This window comes from Azorhizobium doebereinerae UFLA1-100 (assembly GCF_000473085.1).
GTDB lineage: Bacteria > Pseudomonadota > Alphaproteobacteria > Rhizobiales > Xanthobacteraceae > Azorhizobium > Azorhizobium doebereinerae.
The window spans coordinates 16,594-43,217 of sequence record NZ_AXBA01000040.1 but is presented as its reverse complement, the minus strand read 5'-3'; the positions used below and the strand labels follow the sequence as shown (position 1 = coordinate 43,217).

The window sequence follows — 26,624 nt, the reverse complement described above, 5'->3', positions numbered from 1 at the left end:
GAGCGCGGCATCGTGAAGGTCGGCGAGGAAGTCGAGATCGTGGGCATCCGCCCGACGGTGAAGACGACCGTGACCGGCATCGAGATGTTCCGCAAGCTGCTGGACCAGGGGCAGGCGGGCGACAACGTCGGCGTGCTGCTGCGCGGCACGAAGCGCGAGGACGTGGAGCGTGGCCAGGTTGTGTGCAAGCCGGGTTCGGTGAAGCCGCACACCAAGTTCAAGGCCGAAGCCTACATCCTGACCAAGGAAGAAGGCGGCCGTCATACGCCGTTCTTCACCAACTACCGTCCTCAGTTCTACTTCCGCACCACGGACGTGACTGGCGTGGTGACGCTGCCCGAAGGCACCGAAATGGTGATGCCGGGCGACAACATCTCGGTGGACGTGCATCTGATCGTGCCGATCGCCATGGAGGAGAAGCTGCGCTTCGCCATCCGTGAAGGCGGCCGCACCGTCGGCGCCGGCGTCGTCGCCTCGATCATCGAGTGATCCGGGGCCGTCTGGCCTGATCTCTGGCAGTCATCGGGGTGGCGTCGTAAGATGCCACCCCTTTTTCGTGGGGGAAGATGCGCGTGGCGCGCGGCCAGACCGGGCTGCTGATTCTCCTGTCCGCCGTCCTGCTTCCTCTGCTTTCGAGCGGGGCGGTGGAGGCGCGCTGCCCGGAGCGGCCGTCTTGCACCGGCTGCGGCTGCAAGGGCGGCCCGGGTTATCGCGGCCCCGATGGCACCTGCGTCGGCTTCAAGCAACTGAGCCAGGTCTGCGGCGACCCGCCGGACAGGCGCTGCACCTTCGAGAATGCCCCCGGGACCGGCCTCAATCGGGACTGCGCGACGACCCCGCCGCCCGCCGCCGGGCGCGGGACGCCGGCGGGCCGTTGAGCTTCTCGCGTCCCGGCCGCTCTCGCACCTTGGGGACAGGGCGGCGCGGGGAGGGGCGCCCCCCTTTACAGATGCCCTCCGTCTGACTAGACACACGAGCCCGTTGCGCTGGATCGTTTCCCGGCGCGGGGTCGCTTACCCATAAGCGCGGCGGCCTTTAGGAGTGTAGCTCAACTGGTTAGAGCACCGGTCTCCAAAACCGGGGGTTGGGGGTTCGAGTCCCTCCACTCCTGCCATGCGCAGGATATTCCTGCCACGCGCAGGACATTGGGTGGCACCCGCGTCAGGACGGCTGATCGCCTGTCGGGTGGGCCTGGACCGAAGGCGGGTTCGGCCTAAATAGACATCAGGCCTTCGAGACGTCGAAGGCATTCGGCGACGACCCTGGCGTTTGGACGGGTCGCGCATCCGCCGGTATGGCCCGGCACAAGTTCCGCTTCGGGCCCGCATCGCGGCCGGGCGGAGGGTGAGGTTCAGGCGGCAGGCTGGCGGGGCACGTGCCCGGTGGTCGCCGCAAGATCAGAAAGGTGGCTGCGGCGCGGGCTCCAGGGCCGGGCGAGCGGTCGAAGCGACATGGCAAAGAACAGTCCCGTGGAGTTCTTCCAGCAGGTCCGCACCGAGACGGCGAAGGTGACCTGGCCGACGCGGCGCGAGACGCTGATCACGACCGCCATGGTGTTCGTCATGGTGCTGCTGGCGTCGGTCTTCTTCCTGATCGTGGACCAGATCCTGCGCTTTGGCGTCAGCCAACTCCTGAATATCGGGCACTGAGGGGCGTCATGGCCAAGCGTTGGTACATTGTCCACGCCTATTCCAACTTCGAGAAGAAGGTGGCGGAGTCGATTCGCGAGCAGGCGGATCAGCGCAATCTGGCGGACCTGTTCGAGCAGATTCTGGTGCCCACCGAGAAGGTGGTGGAAGTGCGCCGCGGCCGGAAGGTGGACGCCGAGCGCAAGTTCTTCCCCGGCTACGTGCTGGTGAAGATGGACCTCACCGACGAGGCGTTCCATCTCATCAAGAACACCCCCAAGGTCACCGGCTTCCTCGGCGCCGACAACAAGCCGATGCCGATCTCCGAGAACGAAGCCATGCGCATCCTGCAGCAGGTGCAGGAAGGCATTGAGCGGCCGAAGCCGTCCATCACCTACGAGGTGGGCGAGACCGTGAAGGTCTCCGACGGCCCGTTCGCCAGCTTCAACGGCATCGTGGAAGAGGTGGACGAGGCCCGCTCGCGCCTTAAGGTGGCGGTGTCCATCTTCGGCCGCGCCACCCCGGTGGAGCTGGAATTCGGCCAGGTCGAGAAGGTCTGACCCCAACCGTTTCGCAGGGCGCGCGCCGCCGGGCTTGTCCCGGGCGGCGCGATGCTGTATGCGGTGCGCCCTTCGCGGGTCCGGTCTTCCGGCCCGTGGAGATGACGGCCTGAGAGGGCCGTCGCTGCGGCCGGGCCTTCGGGTTTCCGGCCAGCGTGGGAGGTGACGGAGCGTCTCGCCAAACGCTCCTGCGATCCGCACCACGCAATCCCGGTCCAGGCATCCGCCTCGCGGCGGGCCGGACCCATGACGGGAGTATTGAAATGGCGAAGAAAATTACCGGTTACGTCAAGTTGCAGGTGCCCGCCGGCAGCGCCAACCCGGCGCCCCCGATCGGCCCCGCGCTCGGTCAGCGCGGCCTGAACATCATGGAATTCTGCAAGGCCTTCAATGCGCAGACCGCGCAGCTTGAGAAGGGCATGCCGATTCCCGTGGTCATCACGGCCTATCAGGATCGCTCCTTCACCTTCGAGCTGAAGACCCCGCCGGTCTCCTACTTCCTCAAGAAGGCCGCCGGCCTCGAGACGAAGAAGAAGCCCGGCTCCGGCTCGAAGACCCCCGGCAAGGGTGCGACCGTCGGCAAGGTCACGCGCGCCCAGCTCGCGGAGATCGCCGAGAAGAAGATGAAGGACCTGAACTGCGATACCGTCGAGGCCGCGGTTCTCATGCTCGAAGGTTCGGCCCGGTCCATGGGCCTGCAGGTTCAGGGGTGACGGGGATGGCTCATACCGGAAAGCGCGTTCGCGCCGCCAACGAAGGCATCGACCGCCTCAAGCTCTATCCGCTGGATGAAGCTCTGACGCTGCTCAAGGCCCGCACCACCGCCAAGTTCGACGAGACCATCGAGGTCGCGATCAACCTCGGCGTCGATCCCCGCCATGCGGACCAGATGGTCCGCGGCGTGTGCCAGCTGCCCAACGGCTCCGGCCGGACCGTGCGCGTGGCGGTGTTCGCCCGCGGCGCCAAGGCCGACGAGGCCAAGGCGGCGGGCGCCGACATCGTCGGTGCCGAGGACCTGCTGGAGATCGTCCAGGGCGGCACGATCGAGTTCGATCGCTGCATCGCCACCCCGGACCTGATGCCGCTGGTCGGCCGTCTCGGCAAGGTGCTCGGCCCGCGCGGCCTGATGCCGAACCCGAAGGTCGGCACCGTGACCATGGACGTGAAGGCCGCCGTCGCCGCCGCCAAGGGCGGCGCGGTGGAGTTCCGCGTCGAGAAGGCCGGCATCATCCACGGCGGCATCGGCAAGGCCTCGTTCGAGGCCGACAAGCTGGCCGAGAACATCCGCGCCTTCGTGGACGCGGTGGTGAAGGCCAAGCCCGCCGGCGCGAAGGGCACCTATGTGCAGCGCGTGGCGGTGTCGTCCACCATGGGCCCGGGCATCAAGGTGGAGCCGTCCTCCGTCGTGGTCGCCTGATCCCGCATCCCGCGCAGACAGCGAAAGGCCGGGCGTCAGGCCCGGCCTTTTTGTTTCCGGCCCGATCCGGCCTTCGGGCCGACGGCCGCCGGAGCAAGGGTTAAAAAAGAGCGTGACATGCGTTCTTTGCGGGCTTATATAGCCCGTTCACCGAACCATGGAAACGTGGTGCGGGTTGTACTGTTTTTGTGAGCTTCCGCCTGGAAACGGGCGGAGGGGCTGGGAGGGTTCGCCCACCCGGCCTCAACGCCTGTCTGGATTTCCGGTTCCCGAACCGGCATCCGAGCAGGCGTAAGTCCTGTCCGAGACTGCAGGTGCCGCACCTCGTGTGCGGCTTAATCCTCGCCAGGCGCTTCGTTCGGAGGCGCCCTCTGGAGAGCCAGCATAGACGGGGAAGACCGGATTTCGAGCGGCCCGCGCGAGCGGGGCGCGACAAGATCGGTTCGAACCAGCGCCTTGTGGCCGGTGACCCGGATCCGAGGGGACAGGGCATGTGAGCGTCGCGCGTCCGCGACCGACATGTTCGGAAGTGACGAGCGGCAAGGCGCAACCGGCGGAGCCAGCTTTGGTTCCGCCACAGGCTTAAAGAGAGCCAGCAGTGGATCGAGCGGAAAAACAACAGCTCGTCACGACGCTCACCGAAGTGTTTAAAACCACTTCCGTCGTCGTGGTGGCCCACTATTCCGGCCTGACCGTTGCTCAGATGTCGAAACTCCGTCGGCAGATGAAGCAGAACGGTGCGACCGTGAAGGTGGCGAAGAACCGCCTCGCCAAGATCGCTCTTGAAGGCTCCGACGTTGCCCACGTGGCGCCCCTGCTGAAGGGACCCACGATCATCGCTTATTCAAGCGATCCGGTGGCAGCGCCGAAGATTGCCGTCGAATTTGCCAAGGCGAACGAGAAGTTCGTCATCCTTGGCGGAGCGATGGGCAAGACGGCCCTGAATGCAGACGGTGTGAAGGCCCTGGCCACCATGCCGTCCCTGGATGAACTGCGTGCCAAGCTCGTCGGCCTCGTGCAGGCCCCGGCGACCAAGCTGGCCCAGCTCTCCACCGCGCCGGCGGCGAAGCTCGCCCGCGTGTTTGGGGCCTATGCCGCAAAGGACGAAGCCGCGTGAGGCGGTTGGATCTCGCAAACCTGAATTTCGAACCTATCTTAGGAACATACAATGGCTGACCTGACCAAGCTCGTCGACGAGCTGTCCTCCCTGACCGTCCTCGAGGCTGCCGAGCTGGCCAAGCTCCTCGAAGAGAAGTGGGGCGTTTCCGCCGCTGCCGCCGTCGCGGTTGCGGCTGCGCCTGCCGGCGCCGCGGCCCCGGCTGCTGAAGAGCAGGCCGAGTTCACGGTCGTTCTCGCCGCCGCCGGCGACAAGAAGATCGAAGTCATCAAGGAAGTCCGCGCCATCACCGGCCTCGGCCTCAAGGAAGCCAAGGACCTGGTGGAAGGCGCTCCGAAGCCCGTCAAGGAAGGCGTGGCCAAGGACGAGGCCGAGAAGCTCAAGGCCCAGCTCGAGAAGGCTGGCGCCAAGGTCGAGCTCAAGTGAGCTTGTGACGTTTGGGTGGTCCCGGGTTTCCCGGGGCCGCCTTCCGCGTCCCGGACGCGGAATAATAGAAGCGGTTCCCCCGGTCGCCGCAGGCGCGACGACCCGGCGAGCCGTGGCGGTGTGGAGAAGAATGGCCGGCTTTCGGCCCCCAACTTCTCCGGCGTGATGGTGACGGCGGTCTTTCGGCGGCGTGGCGTGTCTTCCGCCAAGGCCGGCCGGGCAAAAGACCAGGACGGACGAGGATCGAGATGGCGCAAACGTTCACCGGTCGCAAGCGGATCCGCAAATTCTTCGGAAAGATCAAGGAAGTGGCCGAGATGCCGAACCTCATCGAGGTTCAGAAGGCGTCCTATGACCAGTTCCTCCAGGTCGACGAGCCGAAGGGCGGACGCGCGGACGACGGTCTCCAGGCGGTGTTCAAGTCGGTGTTCCCGATTTCCGACTTTTCCGGCGCCGCCATGCTGGAGTTCGTGCGCTACGAGTTCGAGCCGCCGAAGTATGACGTGGACGAGTGCCGCCAGCGCGGCATCACCTTTGCCGCTCCGCTGAAGGTCACGCTGCGCCTGATCGTGTTCGATGTCGATCCCGACACCGGCGCGAAGTCCGTGAAGGACATCAAGGAGCAGGACGTCTACACCGGCGACATCCCGCTGATGACGATGAACGGCACCTTCATCGTCAACGGCACCGAGCGCGTCATCGTCTCGCAGATGCACCGTTCGCCGGGCGTGTTCTTCGATCACGACAAGGGCAAGACCCATTCCTCGGGCAAGCTCCTGTTCGCCGCCCGCATCATTCCCTATCGCGGCTCCTGGCTCGACATCGAGTTCGACGCCAAGGACATCGTGTTCGCGCGCATCGACCGTCGCCGCAAGATCCCGGTGACGTCGCTGCTGTTCGCCCTCGGCCTCGACGCGGAAGAGATCCTCGATACCTTCTTCGAGAAGATCCAGTACGTCCGCGCCAAGGGCGGCTGGCGCATGCCGTTCGATCCCAAGCGGATGAAGGGCTACAAGGCGGTCACCGATCTCATCGACGCCGACACCGGCGAAGTGGTGATCGAGGCCGGCAAGAAGCTGACCGTGCGCGCCGCCCGCCAACTGGTGGAGAAGGGCCTGAAGGCCCTCAAGATCTCCGACGACGAGATGGTCGGCCAGTATATCGCCGAGGATCTGGTGAACGCCGCCACCGGCGAAGTGTTCGCCGAAGCCGGCGAGGAGATCACCGACAAGGTGCTGAAGGTGCTCGAGGAGGCCGGGTTCAACGAGATCCCGATCCTCGACATCGACCACATCAACACCGGCGCCTATATCCGCAACACCCTGGTGGCCGACAAGAATTCGAGCCGCGAGGAAGCGCTGTTCGACATCTACCGCGTGATGCGCCCCGGCGAGCCGCCGACCATCGACAGCGCGCAGGCGATGTTCCACTCGCTGTTCTTCGATCCCGAGCGCTACGACCTGTCCGCGGTCGGCCGGGTGAAGATGAACATGCGCCTCGACCTCGACGCCGAGGACACCGTGCGCGTGCTGCGCCGCGAGGACATCCTGGCGGTCATCAAGACGCTGGTGGAGCTGCGCGACGGCAAGGGCGAGATCGACGACATCGACCATCTCGGCAACCGCCGCGTGCGCTCGGTCGGCGAGCTGATGGAGAACCAGTACCGCGTCGGCCTGCTGCGCATGGAGCGCGCCATCAAGGAGCGCATGTCGTCCGTCGACATCGATACCGTGATGCCGCAGGACCTGATCAACGCCAAGCCGGTGGCGGCGGCGGTGCGCGAGTTCTTCGGCTCGTCCCAGCTCTCGCAGTTCATGGACCAGACCAACCCGCTCTCCGAGATCACCCACAAGCGCCGCCTCTCGGCGCTTGGCCCGGGCGGTCTGACGCGCGAGCGGGCGGGCTTCGAGGTGCGCGACGTGCACCCGACCCACTATGGCCGCATCTGCCCGATCGAGACGCCGGAAGGCCCGAACATCGGCCTCATCAACTCGCTGGCGACCTTCGCCCGCGTCAACAAGTACGGCTTCATCGAGGCCCCGTACCGCCGCGTGGTGGACGGCCATGTGTCGGACGAGGTGGTCTATCTCTCCGCCATGGAGGAGGGGAAGTATTACGTCGCGCAGGCCAACATCCCGCTCGACAAGGATGGCCGGTTCGAAGAGGACCTGATCATCTGCCGCCACGCCGGCGACGTGCTGATGGTCACGCCCGACCGCGTGGACTTCATGGACGTGTCGCCGAAGCAGCTCGTCTCGGTGGCCGCGGCGCTCATCCCGTTCCTTGAGAACGACGACGCCAACCGCGCGCTCATGGGCTCGAACATGCAGCGCCAGGCGGTGCCGCTGGTCCGCTCCCAGGCGCCGCTGGTCGGCACCGGCATGGAAGCGGTGGTCGCCCGTGACTCGGGCGCCGCCATCGCCGCCCGCCGCACCGGCGTGATTGATCAGGTGGACGCCACCCGTATCGTCATCCGCGCCACGGAAGAGGCCGATCCGTCCAAGTCGGGCGTCGACATCTACCGGCTGATGAAGTTCCAGCGTTCCAACCAGTCCACCTGCATCAACCAGCGTCCGCTGGTGCGCGTGGGCGACCTGGTGAACAAGGGCGACATCATCGCCGACGGCCCGTCCACGGAGCTGGGCGAGCTGGCCCTCGGCCGCAACGTGCTCGTCGCGTTCATGCCGTGGAACGGCTACAATTACGAAGACTCCATCCTGCTTTCCGAGACCATCGTGAAGGAGGACGTCTTCACCTCGATCCATATCGAGGAATTCGAGGCCATGGCCCGCGACACCAAGCTGGGCCCTGAGGAAATCACCCGCGACATTCCCAACGTCTCGGAAGAGGCGCTGAAGAATCTCGACGAGGCGGGCATCGTCTACATCGGCGCGGAAGTGCGCGCCGGCGACATCCTGGTGGGCAAGATCACGCCCAAGGGCGAGAGCCCGATGACGCCGGAAGAGAAGCTGCTGCGCGCCATCTTCGGCGAGAAGGCCGCCGACGTCCGCGACACCTCCCTGCGGTTGCCCCCCGGCACCACCGGGACGATCGTGGAAGTGCGTGTGTTCAACCGCCACGGCGTCGACAAGGACGAGCGCGCGCTCGCTATCGAGCGCGAGGAGATCGAGCGTCTCGCCAAGGACCGCGACGACGAGCAGGCGATCCTGGACCGCAACGTGTACGGCCGCCTCACCGAGCTGCTGGACGGCAAGGTGGCGATCGCCGGCCCGAAGGGGTTCAAGAAGGACAGCCCGATCACCAGGGCGCTGCTGACCGAGTTCCCGCGGTCGCAGTGGTGGCTGTTCGCCGTGGCCGACGATGCGCTGATGAGCGAGATCGAGGCCATCCGGGCGCAGTATGACGAGTCCAAGAAGCGCCTTGAGCAGCGCTTCCTGGACAAGGTCGAGAAGCTGCAGCGCGGCGACGAACTGCCTCCGGGCGTGATGAAGATGGTCAAGGTCTTCGTCGCGGTGAAGCGCAAGATCCAGCCGGGCGACAAGATGGCCGGCCGGCACGGCAACAAGGGTGTGGTCTCGCGCATCGTCCCGGTGGAAGACATGCCGTTCCTTGAGGACGGCACCAACGTGGACATCGTGCTGAACCCGCTCGGCGTGCCGAGCCGCATGAACGTCGGTCAGATCCTGGAGACGCATCTGGGCTGGGCCTGCGCCGGCCTCGGCCGGCAGGTGGCGGCGGCGGTGGACGCCTATTACGGCTCCAAGGACCAGCAGGTCCTGCGCGGTGCGCTGGAAACCATCTACGGGCCGGACGACATCCTGCCCCTGGACGAGGGCCAGCTGATCGAGCTCGGCGAGAACCTGCGCAAGGGCGTGCCGATGGCGACGCCGGTGTTCGACGGCGCGCATGAGGCCGACATCGAGGTGCAGCTGGAGAAGGCGGGTCTCGACCGCTCCGGCCAGTCCACCCTGTTCGACGGCCGCACGGGTGAGCCCTTCGACCGTAAGGTCACGGTGGGCTACATCTACATGCTGAAGCTGCACCATCTGGTGGACGACAAGATCCACGCCCGGTCGATCGGCCCCTACTCGCTGGTCACCCAGCAGCCGCTGGGCGGCAAGGCGCAGTTCGGCGGCCAGCGCTTCGGCGAGATGGAGGTGTGGGCGCTGGAAGCCTATGGCGCCGCCTACACGCTGCAGGAAATGCTGACCGTGAAGTCGGACGACGTGGCGGGCCGGACCAAGGTCTACGAGTCCATCGTGCGCGGCGAAGACACCTTCGAGAGCGGCATCCCGGAGAGCTTCAACGTGCTGGTGAAGGAGATGCGGTCGCTCGGCCTCAACGTCGAGCTGCTGAACTCCAAGACCGGGCGCCAGACCAATCCGGGAACACGCGAAAATCTTCCCGCGGCCGAGTGAGGCTGCGACTACGGGATGCGCGGGCGCTGACGCCCGCGCTCCTGCCGGTAAGTTCTGAACTTTCCGGCCGGCGCCCCCAGGCGGCATGGGGGATTTGCCGGCCGCGCCGAAGGAGACGGCCATGAATCAAGAGGTGATGAATCTCTTCAATCCGGCGACCCCGGCTCCCACGTTCGATCAGATCAAGATCTCGATCGCGAGCCCGGAGAAGATTTCGTCGTGGTCCTACGGCGAGATCAAGAAGCCGGAGACGATCAACTACCGCACGTTCAAGCCCGAGCGCGACGGTCTGTTCTGCGCGCGCATCTTCGGTCCCATCAAGGACTATGAGTGCCTGTGCGGCAAGTACAAGCGCATGAAGTACAAGGGCATCATCTGCGAGAAGTGCGGCGTGGAAGTCACGCTCTCGCGGGTGCGGCGCGAGCGCATGGGCCATATCGAGCTCGCCGCCCCGGTGGCGCACATCTGGTTCCTGAAGTCGCTGCCGAGCCGCATCGGCCTGCTGCTCGACATGACGCTCAAGGATCTCGAGCGCATCCTGTATTTCGAGTATTTCGTCGTCATCGAGCCGGGCCTCACCCCGCTCAAGTACCGGCAGCTGCTGTCGGAAGACGACTATCTGCGCGCCCAGGACGAGTATGGCGACGACAGCTTCACCGCCATGATCGGCGCGGAGGCCATCCGTGAGCTGCTGCGCTCCATGGACCTGGAGAAGCTCGCCGCCGACATCCGCGTCGAGATCGCCAACGCCACCACCGAGCTGAAGCCCAAGAAGCTCGCCAAGCGGCTGAAGATCGTCGAGGCGTTCCAGGCCTCCGGCAACAAGCCGGAGTGGATGATCCTCACCCACGTTCCGGTCATCCCGCCGGACCTGCGCCCGCTCGTCCCGCTGGACGGCGGCCGGTTCGCGACCTCCGACCTGAACGACCTCTACCGCCGCGTCATCAACCGCAACAACCGCCTGAAGCGCCTCATCGAACTGCGCGCGCCGGACATCATCATCCGCAACGAGAAGCGCATGCTTCAGGAAGCGGTGGATGCGCTGTTCGACAACGGCCGCCGCGGCCGCGTCATCACGGGTGCCAACAAGCGCCCGCTGAAGTCGCTCGCCGACATGCTGAAGGGCAAGCAGGGCCGGTTCCGCCAGAACCTGCTCGGCAAGCGCGTGGACTATTCCGGCCGCTCGGTCATCGTGGTGGGTCCGGAGCTGAAGCTGCACCAGTGCGGCCTGCCGAAGAAGATGGCGCTGGAGCTGTTCAAGCCCTTCATCTACGCCCGCCTCGACGCCAAGGGCCATTCGGCCACCGTCAAGCAGGCCAAGAAGCTGGTGGAGAAGGAGCGTCCGGAGGTTTGGGATATCCTCGACGAGGTGATCCGCGAACACCCGGTGATGCTGAACCGCGCCCCGACGCTGCATCGCCTCGGCATCCAGGCGTTCGAGCCGGTTCTCATCGAGGGCAAGGCGATCCAGCTGCACCCGCTGGTCTGCGCCGCCTTCAATGCCGATTTCGACGGCGACCAGATGGCCGTGCACGTCCCGCTCTCGCTGGAAGCCCAGCTGGAAGCGCGCGTGCTGATGATGTCCACGAACAACGTGCTGCATCCGGCCAACGGCCAGCCGATCATCGTGCCGTCGCAGGACATCGTGCTCGGTCTCTACTACCTGTCCATCATGCGCGAGAAAGAGCCCGGCGAGGGCATGATGTTCGCGGACATGGGCGAGATCGACCACGCCATCGCCGCCAAGGCGATCACGCTGCACACCAAGATCCGCGGCCGCTATATCGGCGTGGACGCGGAAGGCAACAAGGTCTCGAAGATCTATGAGACCACGCCCGGCCGCATGAAGATCGGCGAGCTGCTGCCGAAGCACCACAAGGTCCCCTACGACGTCGTCAACAAGCTGATGACGAAGAAGGAGATCTCCAACATGATCGACACGGTGTATCGCCACTGTGGGCAGAAGGAGAGCGTGATCTTCTGCGACCGGATCATGTCGCTGGGCTTCTACAACGCATTCCGCGCCGGCATTTCCTTCGGCAAGGACGACATGGTCGTCCCGGCGAAGAAGTGGCAGCTGGTGGAGGAGACGCGCTCCCTCACCAAGGAATACGAGCAGCAGTACAATGACGGCCTGATCACGCAGGGCGAGAAGTACAACAAGGTGGTCGACGCCTGGGGCAAGTGCACCGACCGCATCGCCGACGAGATGATGAAGGAAATCTCGTCCGTGAAGAAGGACCCGAAGACCGGGCGGGACGCGCAGATCAACTCGATCTACATGATGTCCCACTCCGGAGCGCGTGGGTCGCCGGCCCAGATGAAGCAGCTGGCCGGCATGCGCGGCCTCATGGCGAAGCCGTCCGGCGAGATCATCGAGACCCCGATCATCTCGAACTTCAAGGAAGGCCTGACCGTGATGGAGTACTTCAACTCCACCCACGGTGCGCGTAAGGGCCTCGCCGATACCGCGCTGAAGACCGCCAACTCGGGCTATCTCACCCGTCGTCTCGTCGACGTGGCGCAGGATTCCATCATCACCGAGCGCGATTGCGGCTCGGACAATGGCATCCACATGCGCGCCATCATCGACAGCGGCCAGGTGGTCGCCTCGCTGGCGTCCCGCGTGCTCGGCCGCACCACGGCGGAGGACATCACCGATGTCGTCTCCGGCGAGGTGATCGTGCCGAAGGGTGGCCTCATCGAGGAGCACCACATCGAGCGGATCAACAAGTCCGGCATCCAGGAGATCAAGATCCGGTCGGTGCTGACCTGCGAGACCCGCAACGGCGTGTGCGGCACCTGCTACGGGCGCGATCTCGCCCGCGGCACGCCCGTCAACATGGGCGAGGCGGTCGGCGTCATCGCGGCGCAGTCCATCGGCGAGCCGGGTACCCAGCTCACCATGCGCACCTTCCATATCGGCGGGGCGGCGCAGCTGGCGGACTCGTCCTTCGTGGAGACCAACTTCGAAGGCGTGGTCCGCATCCGCAACCGCAACGTGGCCCGCAACTCCGAGGGCGACCTCGTGGTCATGGCGCGCAACCTCGCGGTGGTGGTCACGGACCCGGACGGCACCGAGCGTGCCGTGCACCGTGTCCAGTACGGCTCCCGCCTGAAGGTGGACGAGGGCGACACCGTCAAGCGCGGCCAGCGCATCGCGGAATGGGACCCCTACACCCGGCCGATCCTGACCGAGGTCGAGGGCACCGTCGGCTTCGAGGACCTGGTCGAAGGCCAGTCCATGAGCGAGGCGGTGGACGAGGCGACCGGCATCGCCAAGCGCGTCGTCACCGATGCCCGCGTGGTCCGCGGTGCCGACCTGCGCCCGGCCATCGTGCTGAAGGGCAAGGACGGCAAGGTGTCGAAGCTGCCGCGCGGCGGCGACGCCCGCTACTCCCTGCCCGTGGAGGCCATCATCTCGGTGGATCCCGGCCAGGTGATCAAGGCGGGTGACGTCGTGGCCCGCGTGCCGATGGAAAGCGCCAAGACCCGCGACATCACGGGCGGTCTGCCGCGCGTGGCGGAGCTGTTCGAGGCGCGGCGTCCGAAGGATGCGGCGATCATCGCCGAGATCAGCGGCACCATCCGCTTCGGCCGCGACTACAAGAACAAGCGCCGGCTCACCATCGAGCCGACGGACGGCGGCGACGCGGTCGAGTACCTGATCCCGAAGGGCAAGCACATCCATCTCCAGGACGGCGACGTGGTGGAGAAGGGCGACTTCCTGGTGGACGGCAACCCGGCCCCGCACGACATCCTGGCGATCAAGGGCGTGGAAGAGCTTGCGGCCTTCCTCGTCAACGAAATCCAGGAGGTCTACCGGCTTCAGGGCGTGAACATCAACGACAAGCACATCGAAGTGATTGTCCGCAACATGCTCCAGAAGGTCGAGATCGACGACGCCGGCGAGACCGAGTTCCTCGACAACGAGCAGGTGGACCGCATCGAGCTGGCGGAAGCCAACGAGCGGGCCAAGGAAGAGGGCCGCAAGCCCGCCACCGGCCATCCGGTGCTCCTCGGCATCACCAAGGCGAGCCTGCAGACGCGGTCGTTCTTCTCCGCGGCTTCCTTCCAGGAGACCACCCGCGTCCTCACCGAGGCGGCGGTCAACGGCAAGATCGATCCGCTGGACGGCCTCAAGGAGAACGTCATCGTCGGCCGCCTGATCCCGGCCGGCACCGGCGCGCAGATGAGCAAGCTGCGCGTGGTGGCGAACACCCGCGACGACCTGATCCTCGCCACCCGTGGCGAGAGCGAGCAGTCCATGGTGGAAGGCCCGGTCGACGCCGCCGAGTGAGGCTGGCCCTCGCACGCTGAAGACTGACGATTGCGGGCCGCCCCTCGGGGCGGCCCGTTTTCGTTCGGGGACGGCCGATGTGCCTGACCCTGCTGGCCGAATGGCGAAAAGCAGGGTACGAAAACAGGAGGGGCGTCGCGCGCAGTCCGTGCCCCGCTTGGTGGGGAAGCCAATGGTGATGCTGCGTGAGGAAGCCGTCACCCTGGTGGGACGGATCTATGAGGCGGCGGCCATCCCAGAGCTATGGCCGGGCGTGCTGCGGTCGATCGCGTCCAGCGTCGATGCGGCGGGTGCCTGCCTGTTCACGCCCGGGCCCTCCGCCCGTTGGATCGCATCGCCGGACTTCTCCGAGGCCGTGGACCGCTTCATCTCCGACGGCTGGCTGGAGCGCGACGGCTTCAACGATCGCCTGGAGGCGAGCGGGCGCAGCGGCTTCCTGGGCGATCTCGACCTGTTCCGGCCGGAGGAACTGGCCCGCGAGCCGGTCTATGCGGAATGGCTGCACCCGCGCGGCTTCGGCTGGGGGGCATCGACCATCATGCGCCTGCCGCACGAGCGCACGGTGTTTCTCAACGTGGAGCGCCGGCACGACCGCGGGCCGATCGAGCAACTCCACATGCGCGATCTCAACCTGCTGCATCCCCATCTCGCCCGCGCCTCGATGATCTCGGCCCATCTCACCCAGCAGCGGGCGCATGCGGCGGGCAGCACCCTGCAGATCATCGGCATGCCCGCCGCGCTGGTGCGCACGCGCGGCCGGGTGGAGAGCACCAATGCCCTGTTCGAGGCCCTGGTGCCGGACCTGTTCCGCGAATGCGCCCCGGCCATCGTGCTGGCCAACGCCACCGCGCAGAAGGCGCTGTCGCACGCGCTGGCCCACATCGAGGCGGGGGGCGGGTTCGGCGGCGTCATCCCGGTGCCGTCCCGCGAGGGCGGGGAGGCGCACGTGCTCCATGTCCTGCCGGTGCGCGGCGCCGCGCGGGAGGTATTCGCCGCCTGCGTGGCGCTGGTGCTGGTCACCCCGGTGATCGCGCGGCCGGTGCTGCCGCCGGAACTGCTGGTGTCGCTGTTCGAGCTGACGCCGGCCGAGGCGCGGGTGGCGCACCGCATCGCCAGCGGCGCCACGGTGGAGGGCACGGCCGAAAGCCTCGGCGTGTCGCGCGAGACCGTGCGCTCGCAGCTCAAGGCGGCGCTGGCCAAGCTCGGCCTGACCCGGCAGGCGGAACTCGTCGGCCTGCTGTCCGCGCTCACGCCCGGCTTCGGCTGCCGGCCAGGCCAGTGGTGAGCGGCAGGGCCGCCGTCACAGGGTGAAGGGCGGAAGGCTCGCCGCCTTTTCCAGCACCTGGGCCACCGTGGGCTCGCCCGCCACCGCCCGCGCCAGGGCGAGCTTGGTGGCGGCATAGTTGAAGGCCTGGATCTTGGCGTCGTCGGCGGCCTGCCAATGGATGAACACGCCGACGGCCACGAACAGGTCGTCGGCTTCGGCGGCGGGAATGATGCCTTCGGCGACCGAATCCACCACCGCCCGGGCCACGGCATACTGGGCCGGGCCGAACATCTGCACCGCCTGACGCGCGCCCTTGATGATGACCTTGTTGAACAGGACGGTGTTCGGCTTGGCCAGCACGTTGGGCTCCAGCACCGCCAGCAGGGTGGTGAAGCCGTCCTTGTTGTTGGTCAGGGCGGTGACGAAGGCGGTCTCGGCCGCCGAGCCGCGCGGGCCGATGATGAGGTCGATATGGGCGACCTCGTTGCCGTCGCCCACCATGGCCTCGCCGGCCATCATCTTCTGGATCTTCGGCATTCGTCCGCTCCGCACGCTACCGGCCGCGCCGGCGGCCGGTAGCGTGGTCTAGCGGGATTCTGGCGACAAATTAAGAGCCGGCTGGCGTCGGCCGCGCCTAGCGCACCTCGAACGGCAGGTTGCCGGTGGCGGCGGCGCCCCGTCCGTCCCGCACCGTCACGAAGATGCGGTAGCGCCCGGGCTCCAGCCCGTAGACCTTGACGCTCGTCGCGGTGGCGTCGTGGATCGCGTCACGGAAGGTGGCGGGGACGGGCTCGGCATCGCCGCCCACGCCGCGCACTGCCGTTTCGGCCATCACCTTCCATTCCACCTTGAGGGCGTCCCCGTCCGGGTCGGTGGCGGCCAGCGTGGCGCCGGTGCCGGTCTTGGCCTCGACGCTGAGCGGGCCGTTCAGGCGCAGCGTCATGATGCGCGGGGCATGGTTGGTCGCGTCCGGCAGCGTGCCGCCGAAGGCGTCCGCCATCACCTGCACGGTCTCGGTATATTCGCCGGTGGGCAGGAACAGGCTGTGCCAGGTGGGCGTCACCTCCTGCTTCTGGCCCCACAGGAACGGCAGCGCGCCTACCTTCTGCGCCTTCAGCGCCGCGAGGTAGCGCTGCATCTTGTCGGCCTTCTCGGTGCTGGTGGGCTCGATGGCCGCGCCCCAGGGCGTATGGGCCGCCGTCCACTGGCCGATGGCGCCCATCTCGGTGATGACGATGGGGCCGGTCCAACCCTGGGCGCGGGCGCGCGGCACGATGGTGAGCAGGCTGTCGCCATAGGCGTTGAGGCCGAGCACGTCGACGGATGGCGCCGCCCGCTTGAGGGCGGCCACCTTCTCCTGGCCGGCGTCCGCCAGCACGGCCATCACCGGATGGTCCGGGTCCAGCGACTTCGTCAGCCGGGCGGCCTGCTCGATGCCGGACCACACCGCCTCCGACTGGGCCGGGGAGAGCTCGGTCTCCACCTCGTTGCCGATCCCCCACATCAGCAGCGCCGGGTGGGTGCGATAGCGCTCCACCATCTTCTGCAAGGCGTCCAGCTGAACCTGCACCGCGCCCGGGTTGCCATAGTCGAAGCCGCGCCGGGGATGCTCCATCCAGAAGCCGACGATGACCTTCAGGCCCGCCCGCTGGGCGGCGTCCAGGATCTCGCCCGGCTCCTCGCCATAGGTGCGGATCACCTTGGCGCCGATCCCCTTCAGCTCGGCCAGCCGGTCGCGCCCGGAGGCGCCGTTGACCGCGAAGGGCTTGCCGTCCACCAGGATGTCCGTGCCGCGCACCGACACGCCCGTCGCCGCGGCGGGGGCGGCGAGCCCGGCCCCGGCGGCGCCCATCGCCAGCGCCGCGGCGATCGCCCGCAACGGCACGCGCCACCGCGACCACGAGACCTGCCGGGTGGAAAAAGCGGGGGCGAGGGCGGCGGCTGCGGTCAGTGGCAAAGCGTCAGGCTCCTGAGGATCGAGCGCCGGGACCGGCCTCCGGCGGAGGCCCGGTCCGGCGCGCATGACTGGATGATCCATGACGCCGGGGATAGCGGCGGGTCAAGCCGGCAATGTGGCGCCCCCTTGGTGCGCCAGGGAGCGCGGGGGCCGGGAACCCGCGCCGGTCCCGCCGCGTCTCGTCGTGGTGGCCGGCCGCGCCGGGGGCGGGGAGGGATCCTGTGCGGCGCGGCTTCCAAAGGCGGAGCCGGACCTCTAAGGAGGGGGCTGCATATCCCACGCGGAAAAGGGTTGCCTCGGCATGTTCGTGCTCGCCCACCTGTCGGACCCGCACCTCGGCCCCATTCCGGAAGCGCGGCTGTCGGAACTGCTCGGCAAGCGCTTCTTCGGGATGATGAACTGGATCGGCGCGCGGCGGCGCAATTTCGGGGCGTCCACATTGGCGCCGCTGATGGCGGATCTCGCCGCCCAGGCGCCCGATCACATCGCGGTGACGGGCGACCTGGTGAATGTCAGCCTGCCGGCGGAGTTCGACACCGGCGCCACCTTCCTCGCCTCGCTCGGCCCGCCGGACCGGGTGACGGTCATTCCCGGCAATCACGACGCCTATGTGCGCTCGGCGCTCCAATATCATCTGGAGCGCTGGGCGCCGTTCCTGGCGGGCGACGACACGCATCCGGACACGCCGCTTGATGTGGACTCCTTCCCCTTCGTGCGGCGGCGGGGGCCGGTCGCCATCATCGGCGTGTCCACGGCCATTCCCACCGCCGTCTTCCTGGCCAGCGGCAAGGCGGGCCGGGCGCAGCTCGACCGGCTGCGGGCGATCCTGCGGCAGGTGAAGGCGGAAGGCCTGTTCCGGGTGGTGCTGATCCACCATCCGCCCGTCGGCGAGCGCCATTCGCACCGCGACCTCCGGGATGCGGCGGCGGTGCGCGCGGTGCTGGCGGAGGAGGGGGCCGAGCTGGTGCTGCACGGCCATGACCACCGCGCCTCGCTGTCGCGCATTCCCGGGCCGGACGGCACCATCCCGGTGGTGGGCGTGCCCTCCGCCTCGGCGGGGCCGGAGGATGGCCGGGGCGCCGGCCGCTACAATCTCTACCGCATCTCCGGCGCGCCGGGCGCCTGGGCGTGCGAGATGGAAAGCCGGGGCTATGCCAGGGGCGAAACGGCCGTCGGGCCGCGCGACGTCCAGGTGCTGCTGGGGGCGCCCAGCGCCGTCCCGGCATAAGTCCAGGTCTCATGCTGACCTTTCCGAATTGTAATGTATATGAACGTGTATTAATATGTATAATTATTACATGTCTCTGCATTACAGAAGTTTAAGTTGAGCATAGGCGGTTGATCAGTCACCTTCGCATTGTCCTTGAAGGAGGATGACTGATGAAAAAGACCATTATCGCCGCCGCTACTGCTGCTCTCATCGCCGGCTCCGCCGCCAGCTTCGCCGCCAACACCGGCGCGACCCCGGCCGCCGGCGGCCCCGGCCCGCAGGGGGCCGAGCAGAGCGAGCGCTGGCGCCCGAGCCCGGCCGACCAGGCCGCGCTGACCGACGCGCGCATCGCCGCCCTGAAGACCGGCCTCAAGCTCACGCCGGACCAGGACAAGCTCTGGCCGAACGTCGAAACCACCTTGCGGGACGTGGCGAAGGATCGCCAGGCGCGCATGGCGGCGTGGCGGACCGAGCGCCAGAGCGGCCAGAAGCCCGACCCCATCGCCCGCATGCGCCTGCGCGCCGATGCCATGACCCAGCGCGCGACCGATCTCAAGAAGATCGCGGACGCCGCCGAGCCGCTCTACAAGACCCTCGACGACGGCCAGAAGCACCGCCTGGAGATCCTGCTGCGCCAGGACATGCCCGGCGGTCCCGGTGGGCCCGGCGGTCCCGGCGGCCATCACGGCGGCCCCCGCGGCGAGCGCGGCCCGCAGCGCGGCTGATCCCGACCCGCGCTCCGGCTGCGGCCGGGGCGCGGTTCATCTGCCTTGGAACGGCCGCCCGCGGGCGGCCGTTCTGCTATGAGCGGACCTTATGTTTGGCTTGATGAATATTGATTATTCACAAGCCCCTCCTGGGCTATAACGGATTCGAGAGCTGCCGCTTGACGGCGCGTGAGCCGGATTCGCCCGCGCCGGAAAGCGCGGGCGGCCATCCGCCTCCGGCATGAATGAAGAGCCTCCCTCCGGCCCCGCGACGCGGGCCGGGCGGCGCGGGCTCTAGCAGACGGATCCGACGATGAGCGCCACGCCTTCCAAATCCACGTCCGCCAAGGTTGCCGTTCCGGCCGGACTGGTGATCGCCGCCGGCTGCCTCATCGCCATGCTGACCTTCGGGCCGCGCTCGGCTTCGGGCTTCTTCCTGCTGCCCATGTCCAACCAGTACGGCTGGGGCCGCGACGTGTTCGGCCTCGCCATCGCCATCCAGAACCTGGCCTGGGGCCTGGGCTCGCCGTTCGCCGGCGCCATCGCCGACCGCTTCGGCACGGTGCGGGTGCTGTGCGGCGGCGCCATCGTCTATGCGGCGGGCCTCGTGCTCATGGCCTATGCCAGCACGCCGGGGCTGCTGCACCTCAGCGCGGGCCTGCTGGTGGGCTTCGGCCTCTCCGCCTGCTCATTCAACCTGGTGCTGGCCGCGTTCGGCAAGCTGCTGCCGGACCGCTGGCGCTCGCTCGGCTTCGGCGCGGGCACGGCGGCGGGGTCGTTCGGCCAGTTCCTGTTCCCGCCGCTGGCCACCGGCCTCATCGGCAGCGTGGGCTGGCAGCAGACGCTGATCGTGTTCGGCGTCACCATGCTGCTGGTGATGCCGCTGTCCTTCGCCCTCGCCACGCGCGGCAGCGGGGAAGGCCACCGCGCCACCGACCTGCCGGGGCAGAGCATCTCCGGCGCGCTGTCGGAGGCCATGCGCCACCCCAGCTACATCATGCTGGTGCTGGGCTTCTTCACCTGCGGCTTTCAGCTCGCCTTCGTGACCGTCCACATGCCCGCCTATCTGGTGGACAAGGGCATCAGCCCGGCGGTGGGCGCCACCACGCTGGCCCTGATCGGCCTCGCCAACATGGCCGGCTCCCTCGCCGCCGGCGCCCTGAGCACTCGCTTCTCGCGCAAATGGCTGCTGGCGCTGATCTATTTCGGCCGGGGCGTGGCCATCGCGGTGTTCATCCTGGTGCCGGTCACGCCTTTGTCCTGCATGCTATTCGGCGTGGCCATCGGCCTGTTGTGGCTGTCCACGGTGCCGCCGACCTCCGGGCTGGTGATGCTGATGTTCGGCACCCGCTACATGGCCATGCTCTATGGCTTCGCCTTCTTCTCCCATCAGGTGGGCGGCTTCCTCGGCGTGTGGCTCGGCGGCACGCTCTACGAGGCCACCGGCTCCTACAACATCGTCTGGTGGCTCTCGGTGGCGCTGTCCTTTGCCTCGGCGGCGATCAACCTGCCGATCAAGGAACGGCCGGTCCACCGCCCGGTACCCGTTCCGATCTGATAAGCGCGACTTTCCGAACACAGGCGCGGCCAAAAACGGCCCATGCCGGGCCGGTGGGACAGATGATCGTCTTGACAGCCTCCAGGGGGCGCGGTGCATCGTTCTGTTAACCATCGGCGATTTAAAACCAGAGCCATGCGCAGCATCCTCCTCGCCGCCGCCATCTTTGCCCTCGCAGGTGTGGGCTCGGCTTCGGCACAGAACCTTTCCCCGGAGCAGGCCAAGGCCTTCGTGGTCGGCCGCAGCTTCGCGTTCACCTGCTTCGAAGGCACCACCGGGGCTGGCCGGGTGTTTCCCGACGGCTCCGTTGCGGGCACCCTGACCATGCGCTCGCAAGGCATCGCGCGCTATGTGCGCCTGCCGCCCAACACGCTGCGCGTGCGGGGCGAGAATGTCTGCGGCTTCATGGAAGGCATGACGTTCGAGCCGTGCTTCACCGTGGTGAAGACCAGCGCCACCACCTTCCGCGGCACGCTCGCGGGGGTCGAGAACATGTGGTGCGAGTTTGTGCGGGAGGGCGCCGAGCGGCCCCGCATCGCCTCGCGCCGCAAGCCGAAGCCCGAAGCTTCGACCGCCGTCACCATGGAGAGCTCCGCCGAATAATATCGGCCGGAGCCAAGCGGCTGGGGGGCTGCCAGTGAAACGCACGGGACACCCGCGCGCCGCGCGGTGGGGATGAGCGGCCTGCGGCGGCTTCTTCGTGGCCTGCGCTATGCCTTGCGCGACTGGAGCTTCGCGCTTTTCCCCGGCCCCATCTCGCGCAAGCGCGCGGCCGCCGCCGCCCGCGAGGTGAAGCGGCGCGCCGAGGGCGCGCGCGATCCCGCCTGGCGGGCCGCCCTGCCGGACCTTGCCCCGGCGCCCCCCGCCGCCGTGCAATGGGTCGCCCTCTACCGGGAGGCGCCAACCACCGGCCCCGGCCTCTGGGAGGCGACGGCGGCCGCGCGGCCGCAGTTCGTCCGCCATCTCCAGCCGTGTCCGCCGGGCGAGCTTGGCGCCTATGACCCCGCGTCCGAGGACACGCTGCGCCGCCAGGTGGCGCTCGCCCGCGCCCATGGCATCGAGGCCTTCGCGTTCCGGGTCGCCTCGGACGAGCTGCGCGCCGAGTTTCCCGCCGCGCTCCGCCGCTTCCTCACCACGCCGGACCTGGACATCGGCTTCTGCCTGGCGTTCGCCGGTCCCCTGCCGGCGGTCTCGCCGGCCGTTCTCGAAGCCCTGGCCGACCAGCGCGTCCTCAAGGTGGACGGCCGCCCGCTGGTTGGCGTCACCACCCCGGAGGCCGGCGCCACCGTGGATGTCTGGCGGGCCCAGGCGCGCAGCCGGCTCGGCAGCGACCTGTTCCTGGTGCAGGGCTTTACCGGACAGGAGCGGCTCACCCCCGGCTTCGACGCGGCGGTGCAGATTCCGCCGGCTCGGCTGCCGCCGGTGGGGACGCCGCGGCGCATCGAATTCGTCAGCCCGACGTTCTCCGGCCGGGTGGACGAGCAGGGGCAGGTGGCCGCCGCCGCCATGGCGCAGGTGCGGGCGTCGCACGTTCCGCTCTTTCCCGGCGTCAGCCCCGGCTATGACGACACGCCGGAGCGCGGGACAAAGGCCATGATCCTGGTGTCCGCCGATCCGGCCGACGCCTTCGCCCGCTGGCTGGCGGAGGCGGCGGCGTGGACCGACGCGCATCCGGTGGAAGGGACCCGGCTGGTGTTCCTGAACGCCTGGAACGACTGGCTGCGCGGGGCCCACCTGGAGCCCGACGGGCGTTTCGGCCACGCGCTGCTGCGGGCGGCGCTGAGCGTGCGCGCGCCTTATGTCCAGCGGACGGAGGACCCGCCTGCGCCGCCGCCCGCGGCGCCTGCCCCGGTGCGGGCCGGCACGGTGGCGCGGGTGGTGCACGGCTTCTATCCCGAGCTTTTGCCGGGCCTCATCGATGGCGTCGATCCCGCCGGCCTCTATGTCACCACCCCGCCGGAGCGGGAGGCGGAGGTGCGGGACGTGCTGGCGCAGGCGGCGCCGGGGGCGAACCTGCGGGTGGTGGAGAACCGGGGGCGCGACGTGCTGCCCTTCCTGCGCCTGCTGCCGGAGCTTCAGGCGGCGGGCTTCGAACATGTGCTCAAGCTGCACACCAAGCGCAGCCCGCACCAGGGGCGGCGCGGCGGTGACTGGCTGGCGCAATTGTCCGGCCCGCTGCTGGGGCTCGACCGCGCCGGCGGCCTCGCGGCGGCCTTCGCTGCCCATCCCGGCATGGGCATGATCGGCGCCGAGGGCCATGTGCTCGACGGCGGGGCCTATGCCGGCAGCGCCGGCAACGGGGCCTGGATCGGCCGCCTCTGCCGCGAGATGGACCTGCCGGTGCCGGCGCAGTTCTCCTATGTGGCCGGCACCATGTTCGCCGCCCGCCTGTCGCTGTTCGCGCCGCTGGCGGGGGCGCCGCAGGTGCTGGACTGGTTCGAGCCGGACATGGGGCTGACCGACGGCACGCTGGCCCATGCCTTCGAGCGCTTCTTCGGCGTGCTGGCGGCCGCCGCCGGCCAGGGCATCGGCGCGGTCGGCGCGGGCGGGGCGGTGACGCCGGCCGCCCATCCCTTGACCGCCGGCTATGTATTCGCCCCGCACGACGGGGAATGATGGCCCGGACGGCTTGCTTGGCGGCGCGCCGGCACGCTAGAGCATGGGGCAATCCACCGCCGCACGGCGGCTTTATCGAGAGACGCGGCTTCAAGCCCGTTCCTGACGTTTCCGCCGCTTGAGGAACTCCCCGCATGGACAGGACGACGGCCCGCCATATCGACCCCATGAGCGATGCGGCCATCGCCGCCGGCGTGACGCCGGAGCCCATCGAGGCGGTGGGCGCGCGGCTCGGCATCCCCTCCGACGCCCTCTATCGCTATGGGCCGCACAAGGCCAAGCTCTCGCTGGATTTCATCCGCGGCATCGAGGACCGGCCCGCCGGCAAGCTGATCCTCGTCACCGCCATCAGCCCGACGCCCGCCGGCGAGGGCAAGACCACCACCACCATCGGCCTCGGCGACGCGCTGAACCGCATCGGCGCCAAGACGGCGGTGTGCCTGCGCGAGCCCTCCCTCGGCCCCTGCTTCGGCGCCAAGGGCGGCGCCACCGGCGGCGGCAAGGCGCAGATCGTGCCCATGCAGGACATCAACCTGCACTTCACCGGCGACCTGCACGCCATCGGCGCCGCCCACAACCTGCTCGCCGCGCTGATCGACAACCACATCTACTGGGGCAATGCCCTCGACATCGACACCCGCCGCATCGCCTGGAAGCGGGTGGTGGACCTCAACGACCGCGCCCTGCGCTCCATCGTGGTGGGCCTCGGCGGGCCGGCGAACGGCTTTCCGCGCGAGGACGGCTTCGACATCACGGTGGCCAGCGAGGTGATGGCCATCTTCTGCCTGTCGCGCACGCTGGAGGAGCTGGAAGAGCGGCTGTCCCGCATGGTGGTGGCGCAGACGCGGGCCAAGGCCAATGTGCGCGCCGAGGCGCTGAAGGGCATCGGCTCCATGGTGGCGCTGCTGCGCGACGCCTTCCAGCCGAACCTCGTGCAGACCATGGAGCACACGCCGGCCTTCGTGCACGGCGGCCCGTTCGCCAACATCGCCCATGGCTGCAACTCGGTGATCGCCACCCGCAGCGCGCTGCGCCTGGCCGACTACGTGGTCACCGAGGCAGGCTTCGGCGCCGACCTCGGGGCCGAGAAGTTCCTCGACATCAAGTGCCGCCAGGCCGAGTTGGCGCCGTCCGTGGCGGTGGTGGTGGCCACCGTCCGGGCGCTGAAGATGCACGGCGGCGTGGGCCTCAAGGATCTGGTGCGCGAGGATGCCGGGGCGGTGATGGCGGGCGCGGCCAACCTGCGCCGGCACGTGGAGAACATGCAGAAGTTCGGCGTGCCGGTGGTGGTGGCGCTGAACCGCTTCCTGTCCGACACCCCGGCCGAGGTGGAGGCGGTGCGCGGCGTCCTCACCGACCTGGGCGTCAACGTGCACGTGTGCAGCCACTGGGCCGACGGCGGCGAGGGCGCCGAGGAACTGGCGCTGGAGGTGAAGGCGCTGGCCGAGCGGCCGGTGGGCTTCCATCCGCTCTATGCCGACGACCTGCGGCTGTCCGCCAAGATCGAGACCATCGCCCGCGAGATCTACCGCGCCGGCGAGGTGGTGTTCACGCCCGAGGCCGCGCGCCGCCTCGCCGAGCTGGAGGCCGAGGGCTTCGGTACCCTGCCGGTGTGCATGGCCAAGACGCAGTACAGCTTCTCCGCCGACCCCAAGCTGCGCAATGCGCCGAGCGGCCATGTGCTGCCGGTGCGCGAGGTGCGGCTGTCCGCCGGCGCCGGCTTCGTGGTGGCGCTGACCGGCGATGTCATGACCATGCCGGGCCTGCCCTCAGTGCCGGCGGCGGAGCACATCTTCGTCGATGCGGACGGGGTGATCGGCGGCCTTTCCTGAGGCCGGCGGCTCCCGCTCAGTCGCGCGAGAGGCCCTTGTCGGCCAGCGCCTGGAGATAGGCGCCGAAGCGCGCCTCCTGCTCCTCGCCCATGGCGCGCAGCACCGGCCAGGCATAGATGCCGGTGGAATGGCCGTCGTCGAACACCGGGCGGATGGCATAGGCGCCGACCGGGTGGAGCTCGGTGATGGTCACCCGCCGCTTGCCCGGCACCGTCACTTTCTCGTGCGGCGCATGGCCCTGCACTTCGGCGGAAGGGCTCTCCACCCGCAGGTATTCGGCGGCGAGGGTGAAGCGCGCGCCGTCCTCGAAGGTGACGATCAGCGCCGTCCTGTCAGGCGACAGGCGCAGTTCGCTGGGCCAGGTGGCGGCCTCGGGAAGGGGCTGGCTGGTCATCGTCTCGTCTCCCGGGCCGGCCGGATGCGGCCTGTAGGGTCCTTATCGCTGATCGCGGGGCGATCTCAAGCCGGCCTACCAATCTGTACGTTGCATACGATATAAGGAGACGTGCCCGGCCGGCACCAGATCGGCGGGCGCGGGAGGCAGGACAGGTTCAGGAGGCAGGCGTGGCGTTTGTGACCCGCGATCTCAGCGACCGCAGCGGCGGCGGTGCCGGCACGGCCCTCGGGCCGCTGGTGGACACGTTCGGGCGGGCGGTGAGCTATCTGCGCGTCTCGGTGACCGACCGCTGCGACTTCCGCTGCGTCTACTGCATGTCCGAACACATGACCTTCCTGCCCAAGCCCGAGCTGCTGACGCTGGAGGAGTTGGACCGCCTGTGCTCGGCCTTCGTCGCCCGCGGCGTGCGCAAGCTGCGCCTCACCGGCGGCGAGCCGCTGGTGCGCCGGGACGTGATGACGCTGTTCCGCTCGCTGTCCCGCCACCTGGAGACCGGGCGGCTGGAGGAGCTCACCCTCACCACCAACGGCTCGCAGCTCGCCCGCTACGCGGCGGATCTAGCGGCCTGCGGCGTCAGGCGCATCAACGTCTCCATCGACACGCTGGACCCCGACAAGTTCCGCGCCATCACCCGCTGGGGCGACCTCGCCAAGGTGCTGGAGGGCGTGAAGGCGGCGCAGAAGGCGGGCATCCACGTGAAGATCAACGCCGTCGCGCTGAAGGACGTGAACGAGCACGAGATCGCCCACATCATGGAATGGGCGCATGGGGAGGGGCACGACCTCTCGCTCATCGAGGTGATGCCTTTGGGCGAGGTGGGAGCCGAGCGGGTGGACCAGTATCTGCCGCTCTCCAAGGTGCGCGCGGATCTCGCCGAGCGTTTCACCCTGACCGACATCGACTACCGCACCGGCGGCCCGGCGCGCTATCTGGCGGTGAAGGAGACCGGCGGCCGGCTCGGCCTCATCACCCCGCTCACCCACAATTTCTGCGAGGGCTGCAACCGGGTGCGCGTCACCTGCACCGGCACGCTCTACATGTGCCTCGGCCAGGAGGATGCGGCGGACCTGCGCAGCCCGCTGCGCGCCAGCGCCGATGACGCCGTGCTCCAGGCGGCCATCGACGCGGCCATCTTCCGCAAGCCGAAGGGGCATGACTTCGTGATCGACCGCACCACCCGGCAGCCGGCGGTCCATCGTCACATGAGTACCACCGGCGGTTAGGTTCCGTTTGGGATTACGGCAGGGAAGCGG

General features: G+C 68.4%; 21 protein-coding genes and 1 tRNA gene. 19 read left to right on the top strand and 3 right to left on the bottom strand.

Features of this window, described 5'->3' with window-relative positions; all coding sequences use genetic code 11:
• From YU1_RS0122560 to YU1_RS30760, 12 genes are all read left to right on the top strand, one after another.
• Positions 1-489 (top strand): EF-Tu C-terminal domain-related protein (locus tag YU1_RS0122560; RefSeq protein WP_029006012.1); only part of this gene is annotated, 489 nt, incomplete at its 5' end.
• Between the two features lie 83 nt (positions 490-572).
• The gene (locus YU1_RS0122555) at positions 573-878 is read left to right on the top strand and encodes a hypothetical protein (protein WP_245263420.1); all 306 of its coding nucleotides are present in this window, start codon (positions 573-575) and stop codon (positions 876-878) included.
• A gap of 159 nt (positions 879-1,037) precedes the next feature.
• A tRNA-Trp gene (locus YU1_RS0122550) sits at positions 1,038-1,114 on the top strand.
• Positions 1,115-1,451: 337 nt separating this feature from the next.
• Positions 1,452-1,649: a preprotein translocase subunit SecE gene (secE, locus tag YU1_RS0122545; RefSeq protein ID WP_029006010.1), complete on the top strand. Its 198-nt coding sequence runs from the start codon at positions 1,452-1,454 to the stop codon at positions 1,647-1,649.
• Between the two features lie 8 nt (positions 1,650-1,657).
• On the top strand, positions 1,658-2,188 hold the full coding sequence (gene nusG, locus YU1_RS0122540; RefSeq protein ID WP_029006009.1) for a transcription termination/antitermination protein NusG: 531 nt from the start codon (positions 1,658-1,660) through the stop codon (positions 2,186-2,188).
• Between the two features lie 263 nt (positions 2,189-2,451).
• Positions 2,452-2,901 carry a 50S ribosomal protein L11 gene (rplK, locus tag YU1_RS0122530; RefSeq protein ID WP_029006008.1) on the top strand — a complete coding sequence of 150 codons (450 nt, stop codon included), beginning with the start codon at positions 2,452-2,454 and terminating at the stop codon, positions 2,899-2,901.
• A 5-nt stretch (positions 2,902-2,906) separates the two neighbouring features.
• Positions 2,907-3,605 (top strand): 50S ribosomal protein L1, encoded by a 699-nt coding sequence (gene rplA, locus YU1_RS0122525; RefSeq protein ID WP_029006007.1) that lies wholly within the window; start codon positions 2,907-2,909, stop codon positions 3,603-3,605.
• A 598-nt stretch (positions 3,606-4,203) separates the two neighbouring features.
• Positions 4,204-4,722 (top strand): 50S ribosomal protein L10, encoded by a 519-nt coding sequence (gene rplJ / locus YU1_RS0122520; RefSeq protein ID WP_029006006.1) that lies wholly within the window; start codon positions 4,204-4,206, stop codon positions 4,720-4,722.
• Positions 4,723-4,773: 51 nt separating this feature from the next.
• Complete coding sequence (gene rplL / locus YU1_RS0122515) at positions 4,774-5,148, top strand: 50S ribosomal protein L7/L12 (RefSeq protein WP_029006005.1); 375 nt, start codon at positions 4,774-4,776, stop codon at positions 5,146-5,148.
• Between the two features lie 248 nt (positions 5,149-5,396).
• Positions 5,397-9,527 (top strand): DNA-directed RNA polymerase subunit beta, encoded by a 4,131-nt coding sequence (gene rpoB, locus YU1_RS0122510; RefSeq protein ID WP_029006004.1) that lies wholly within the window; start codon positions 5,397-5,399, stop codon positions 9,525-9,527.
• Between the two features lie 121 nt (positions 9,528-9,648).
• Positions 9,649-13,827: a DNA-directed RNA polymerase subunit beta' gene (gene rpoC, locus YU1_RS0122505; protein WP_029006003.1), complete on the top strand. Its 4,179-nt coding sequence runs from the start codon at positions 9,649-9,651 to the stop codon at positions 13,825-13,827.
• Positions 13,828-13,999: 172 nt separating this feature from the next.
• Positions 14,000-15,112, top strand: a complete 1,113-nt coding sequence (locus tag YU1_RS30760) for a helix-turn-helix transcriptional regulator (RefSeq protein ID WP_051357203.1) — start codon at positions 14,000-14,002, stop codon at positions 15,110-15,112.
• Positions 15,113-15,127: 15 nt separating this feature from the next.
• Here the strand turns inward: YU1_RS30760 and fae are convergent, their stop codons facing one another.
• Together fae and YU1_RS0122490 are read right to left on the bottom strand one after the other, a co-directional pair.
• Positions 15,128-15,631, bottom strand: a complete 504-nt coding sequence (fae, locus tag YU1_RS0122495; RefSeq protein WP_029006002.1) for a formaldehyde-activating enzyme — start codon at positions 15,629-15,631, stop codon at positions 15,128-15,130.
• Between the two features lie 97 nt (positions 15,632-15,728).
• Complete coding sequence (locus YU1_RS0122490; protein WP_245263419.1) at positions 15,729-17,051, bottom strand: glycoside hydrolase family 2 TIM barrel-domain containing protein; 1,323 nt, start codon at positions 17,049-17,051, stop codon at positions 15,729-15,731.
• 301 nt (positions 17,052-17,352) lie between these two features.
• Here YU1_RS0122490 and YU1_RS0122485 point away from each other — a divergent pair, with 301 nt between their 5' ends.
• The 6 genes from YU1_RS0122485 (at position 17,353) to YU1_RS0122460 (ending at position 24,974) form a co-directional block, all read left to right on the top strand.
• Positions 17,353-18,279 (top strand): metallophosphoesterase family protein, encoded by a 927-nt coding sequence (locus YU1_RS0122485; protein ID WP_029006000.1) that lies wholly within the window; start codon positions 17,353-17,355, stop codon positions 18,277-18,279.
• A gap of 152 nt (positions 18,280-18,431) precedes the next feature.
• Positions 18,432-18,986: a Spy/CpxP family protein refolding chaperone gene (locus YU1_RS30755; protein ID WP_051357201.1), complete on the top strand. Its 555-nt coding sequence runs from the start codon at positions 18,432-18,434 to the stop codon at positions 18,984-18,986.
• Positions 18,987-19,281: 295 nt separating this feature from the next.
• Positions 19,282-20,526: an MFS transporter gene (locus YU1_RS0122475; protein WP_029005999.1), complete on the top strand. Its 1,245-nt coding sequence runs from the start codon at positions 19,282-19,284 to the stop codon at positions 20,524-20,526.
• Between the two features lie 135 nt (positions 20,527-20,661).
• The gene (locus YU1_RS0122470; RefSeq protein WP_029005998.1) at positions 20,662-21,129 is read left to right on the top strand and encodes a hypothetical protein; all 468 of its coding nucleotides are present in this window, start codon (positions 20,662-20,664) and stop codon (positions 21,127-21,129) included.
• 72 nt (positions 21,130-21,201) lie between these two features.
• Positions 21,202-23,142: a glycoside hydrolase family 99-like domain-containing protein gene (locus tag YU1_RS0122465; RefSeq protein WP_029005997.1), complete on the top strand. Its 1,941-nt coding sequence runs from the start codon at positions 21,202-21,204 to the stop codon at positions 23,140-23,142.
• A 134-nt stretch (positions 23,143-23,276) separates the two neighbouring features.
• Entirely contained in the window at positions 23,277-24,974 is a 1,698-nt protein-coding gene (locus YU1_RS0122460) for a formate--tetrahydrofolate ligase (protein ID WP_029005996.1), read from the top strand.
• Positions 24,975-24,990: 16 nt separating this feature from the next.
• On the opposite strand, the gene YU1_RS0122455 is transcribed toward YU1_RS0122460, so the two are convergent.
• Positions 24,991-25,368, bottom strand: coding sequence for a gamma-butyrobetaine hydroxylase family protein (locus tag YU1_RS0122455; protein WP_029005995.1), 378 nt, complete (start codon positions 25,366-25,368; stop codon positions 24,991-24,993).
• 179 nt (positions 25,369-25,547) lie between these two features.
• Between YU1_RS0122455 and moaA the strand changes: the two genes are divergently transcribed.
• On the top strand, positions 25,548-26,594 hold the full coding sequence (gene moaA / locus YU1_RS0122450) for a GTP 3',8-cyclase MoaA (protein WP_035716386.1): 1,047 nt from the start codon (positions 25,548-25,550) through the stop codon (positions 26,592-26,594).
• Positions 26,595-26,624: the final 30 nt, after the last annotated feature.

Coding starts and splice junctions, on each gene's coding strand:
- secE (WP_029006010.1), top strand. CDS start 1,452: ATGGCAAAGAACAGTCCCGTGGAGTTCTTCCAGCAGGTCCGCACCGAG.
- nusG (WP_029006009.1), top strand. CDS start 1,658: ATGGCCAAGCGTTGGTACATTGTCCACGCCTATTCCAACTTCGAGAAG.
- rplK (WP_029006008.1), top strand. CDS start 2,452: ATGGCGAAGAAAATTACCGGTTACGTCAAGTTGCAGGTGCCCGCCGGC.
- rplA (WP_029006007.1), top strand. CDS start 2,907: ATGGCTCATACCGGAAAGCGCGTTCGCGCCGCCAACGAAGGCATCGAC.
- rplL (WP_029006005.1), top strand. CDS start 4,774: ATGGCTGACCTGACCAAGCTCGTCGACGAGCTGTCCTCCCTGACCGTC.
- rpoB (WP_029006004.1), top strand. CDS start 5,397: ATGGCGCAAACGTTCACCGGTCGCAAGCGGATCCGCAAATTCTTCGGA.
- rpoC (WP_029006003.1), top strand. CDS start 9,649: ATGAATCAAGAGGTGATGAATCTCTTCAATCCGGCGACCCCGGCTCCC.
- YU1_RS30760 (WP_051357203.1), top strand. CDS start 14,000: ATGGTGATGCTGCGTGAGGAAGCCGTCACCCTGGTGGGACGGATCTAT.
- fae (WP_029006002.1), bottom strand. CDS start 15,631: ATGCCGAAGATCCAGAAGATGATGGCCGGCGAGGCCATGGTGGGCGAC.
- YU1_RS0122485 (WP_029006000.1), top strand. CDS start 17,353: ATGTTCGTGCTCGCCCACCTGTCGGACCCGCACCTCGGCCCCATTCCG.
- YU1_RS30755 (WP_051357201.1), top strand. CDS start 18,432: ATGAAAAAGACCATTATCGCCGCCGCTACTGCTGCTCTCATCGCCGGC.
- YU1_RS0122475 (WP_029005999.1), top strand. CDS start 19,282: ATGAGCGCCACGCCTTCCAAATCCACGTCCGCCAAGGTTGCCGTTCCG.
- YU1_RS0122470 (WP_029005998.1), top strand. CDS start 20,662: ATGCGCAGCATCCTCCTCGCCGCCGCCATCTTTGCCCTCGCAGGTGTG.
- YU1_RS0122465 (WP_029005997.1), top strand. CDS start 21,202: ATGAGCGGCCTGCGGCGGCTTCTTCGTGGCCTGCGCTATGCCTTGCGC.
- YU1_RS0122460 (WP_029005996.1), top strand. CDS start 23,277: ATGGACAGGACGACGGCCCGCCATATCGACCCCATGAGCGATGCGGCC.
- YU1_RS0122455 (WP_029005995.1), bottom strand. CDS start 25,368: ATGACCAGCCAGCCCCTTCCCGAGGCCGCCACCTGGCCCAGCGAACTG.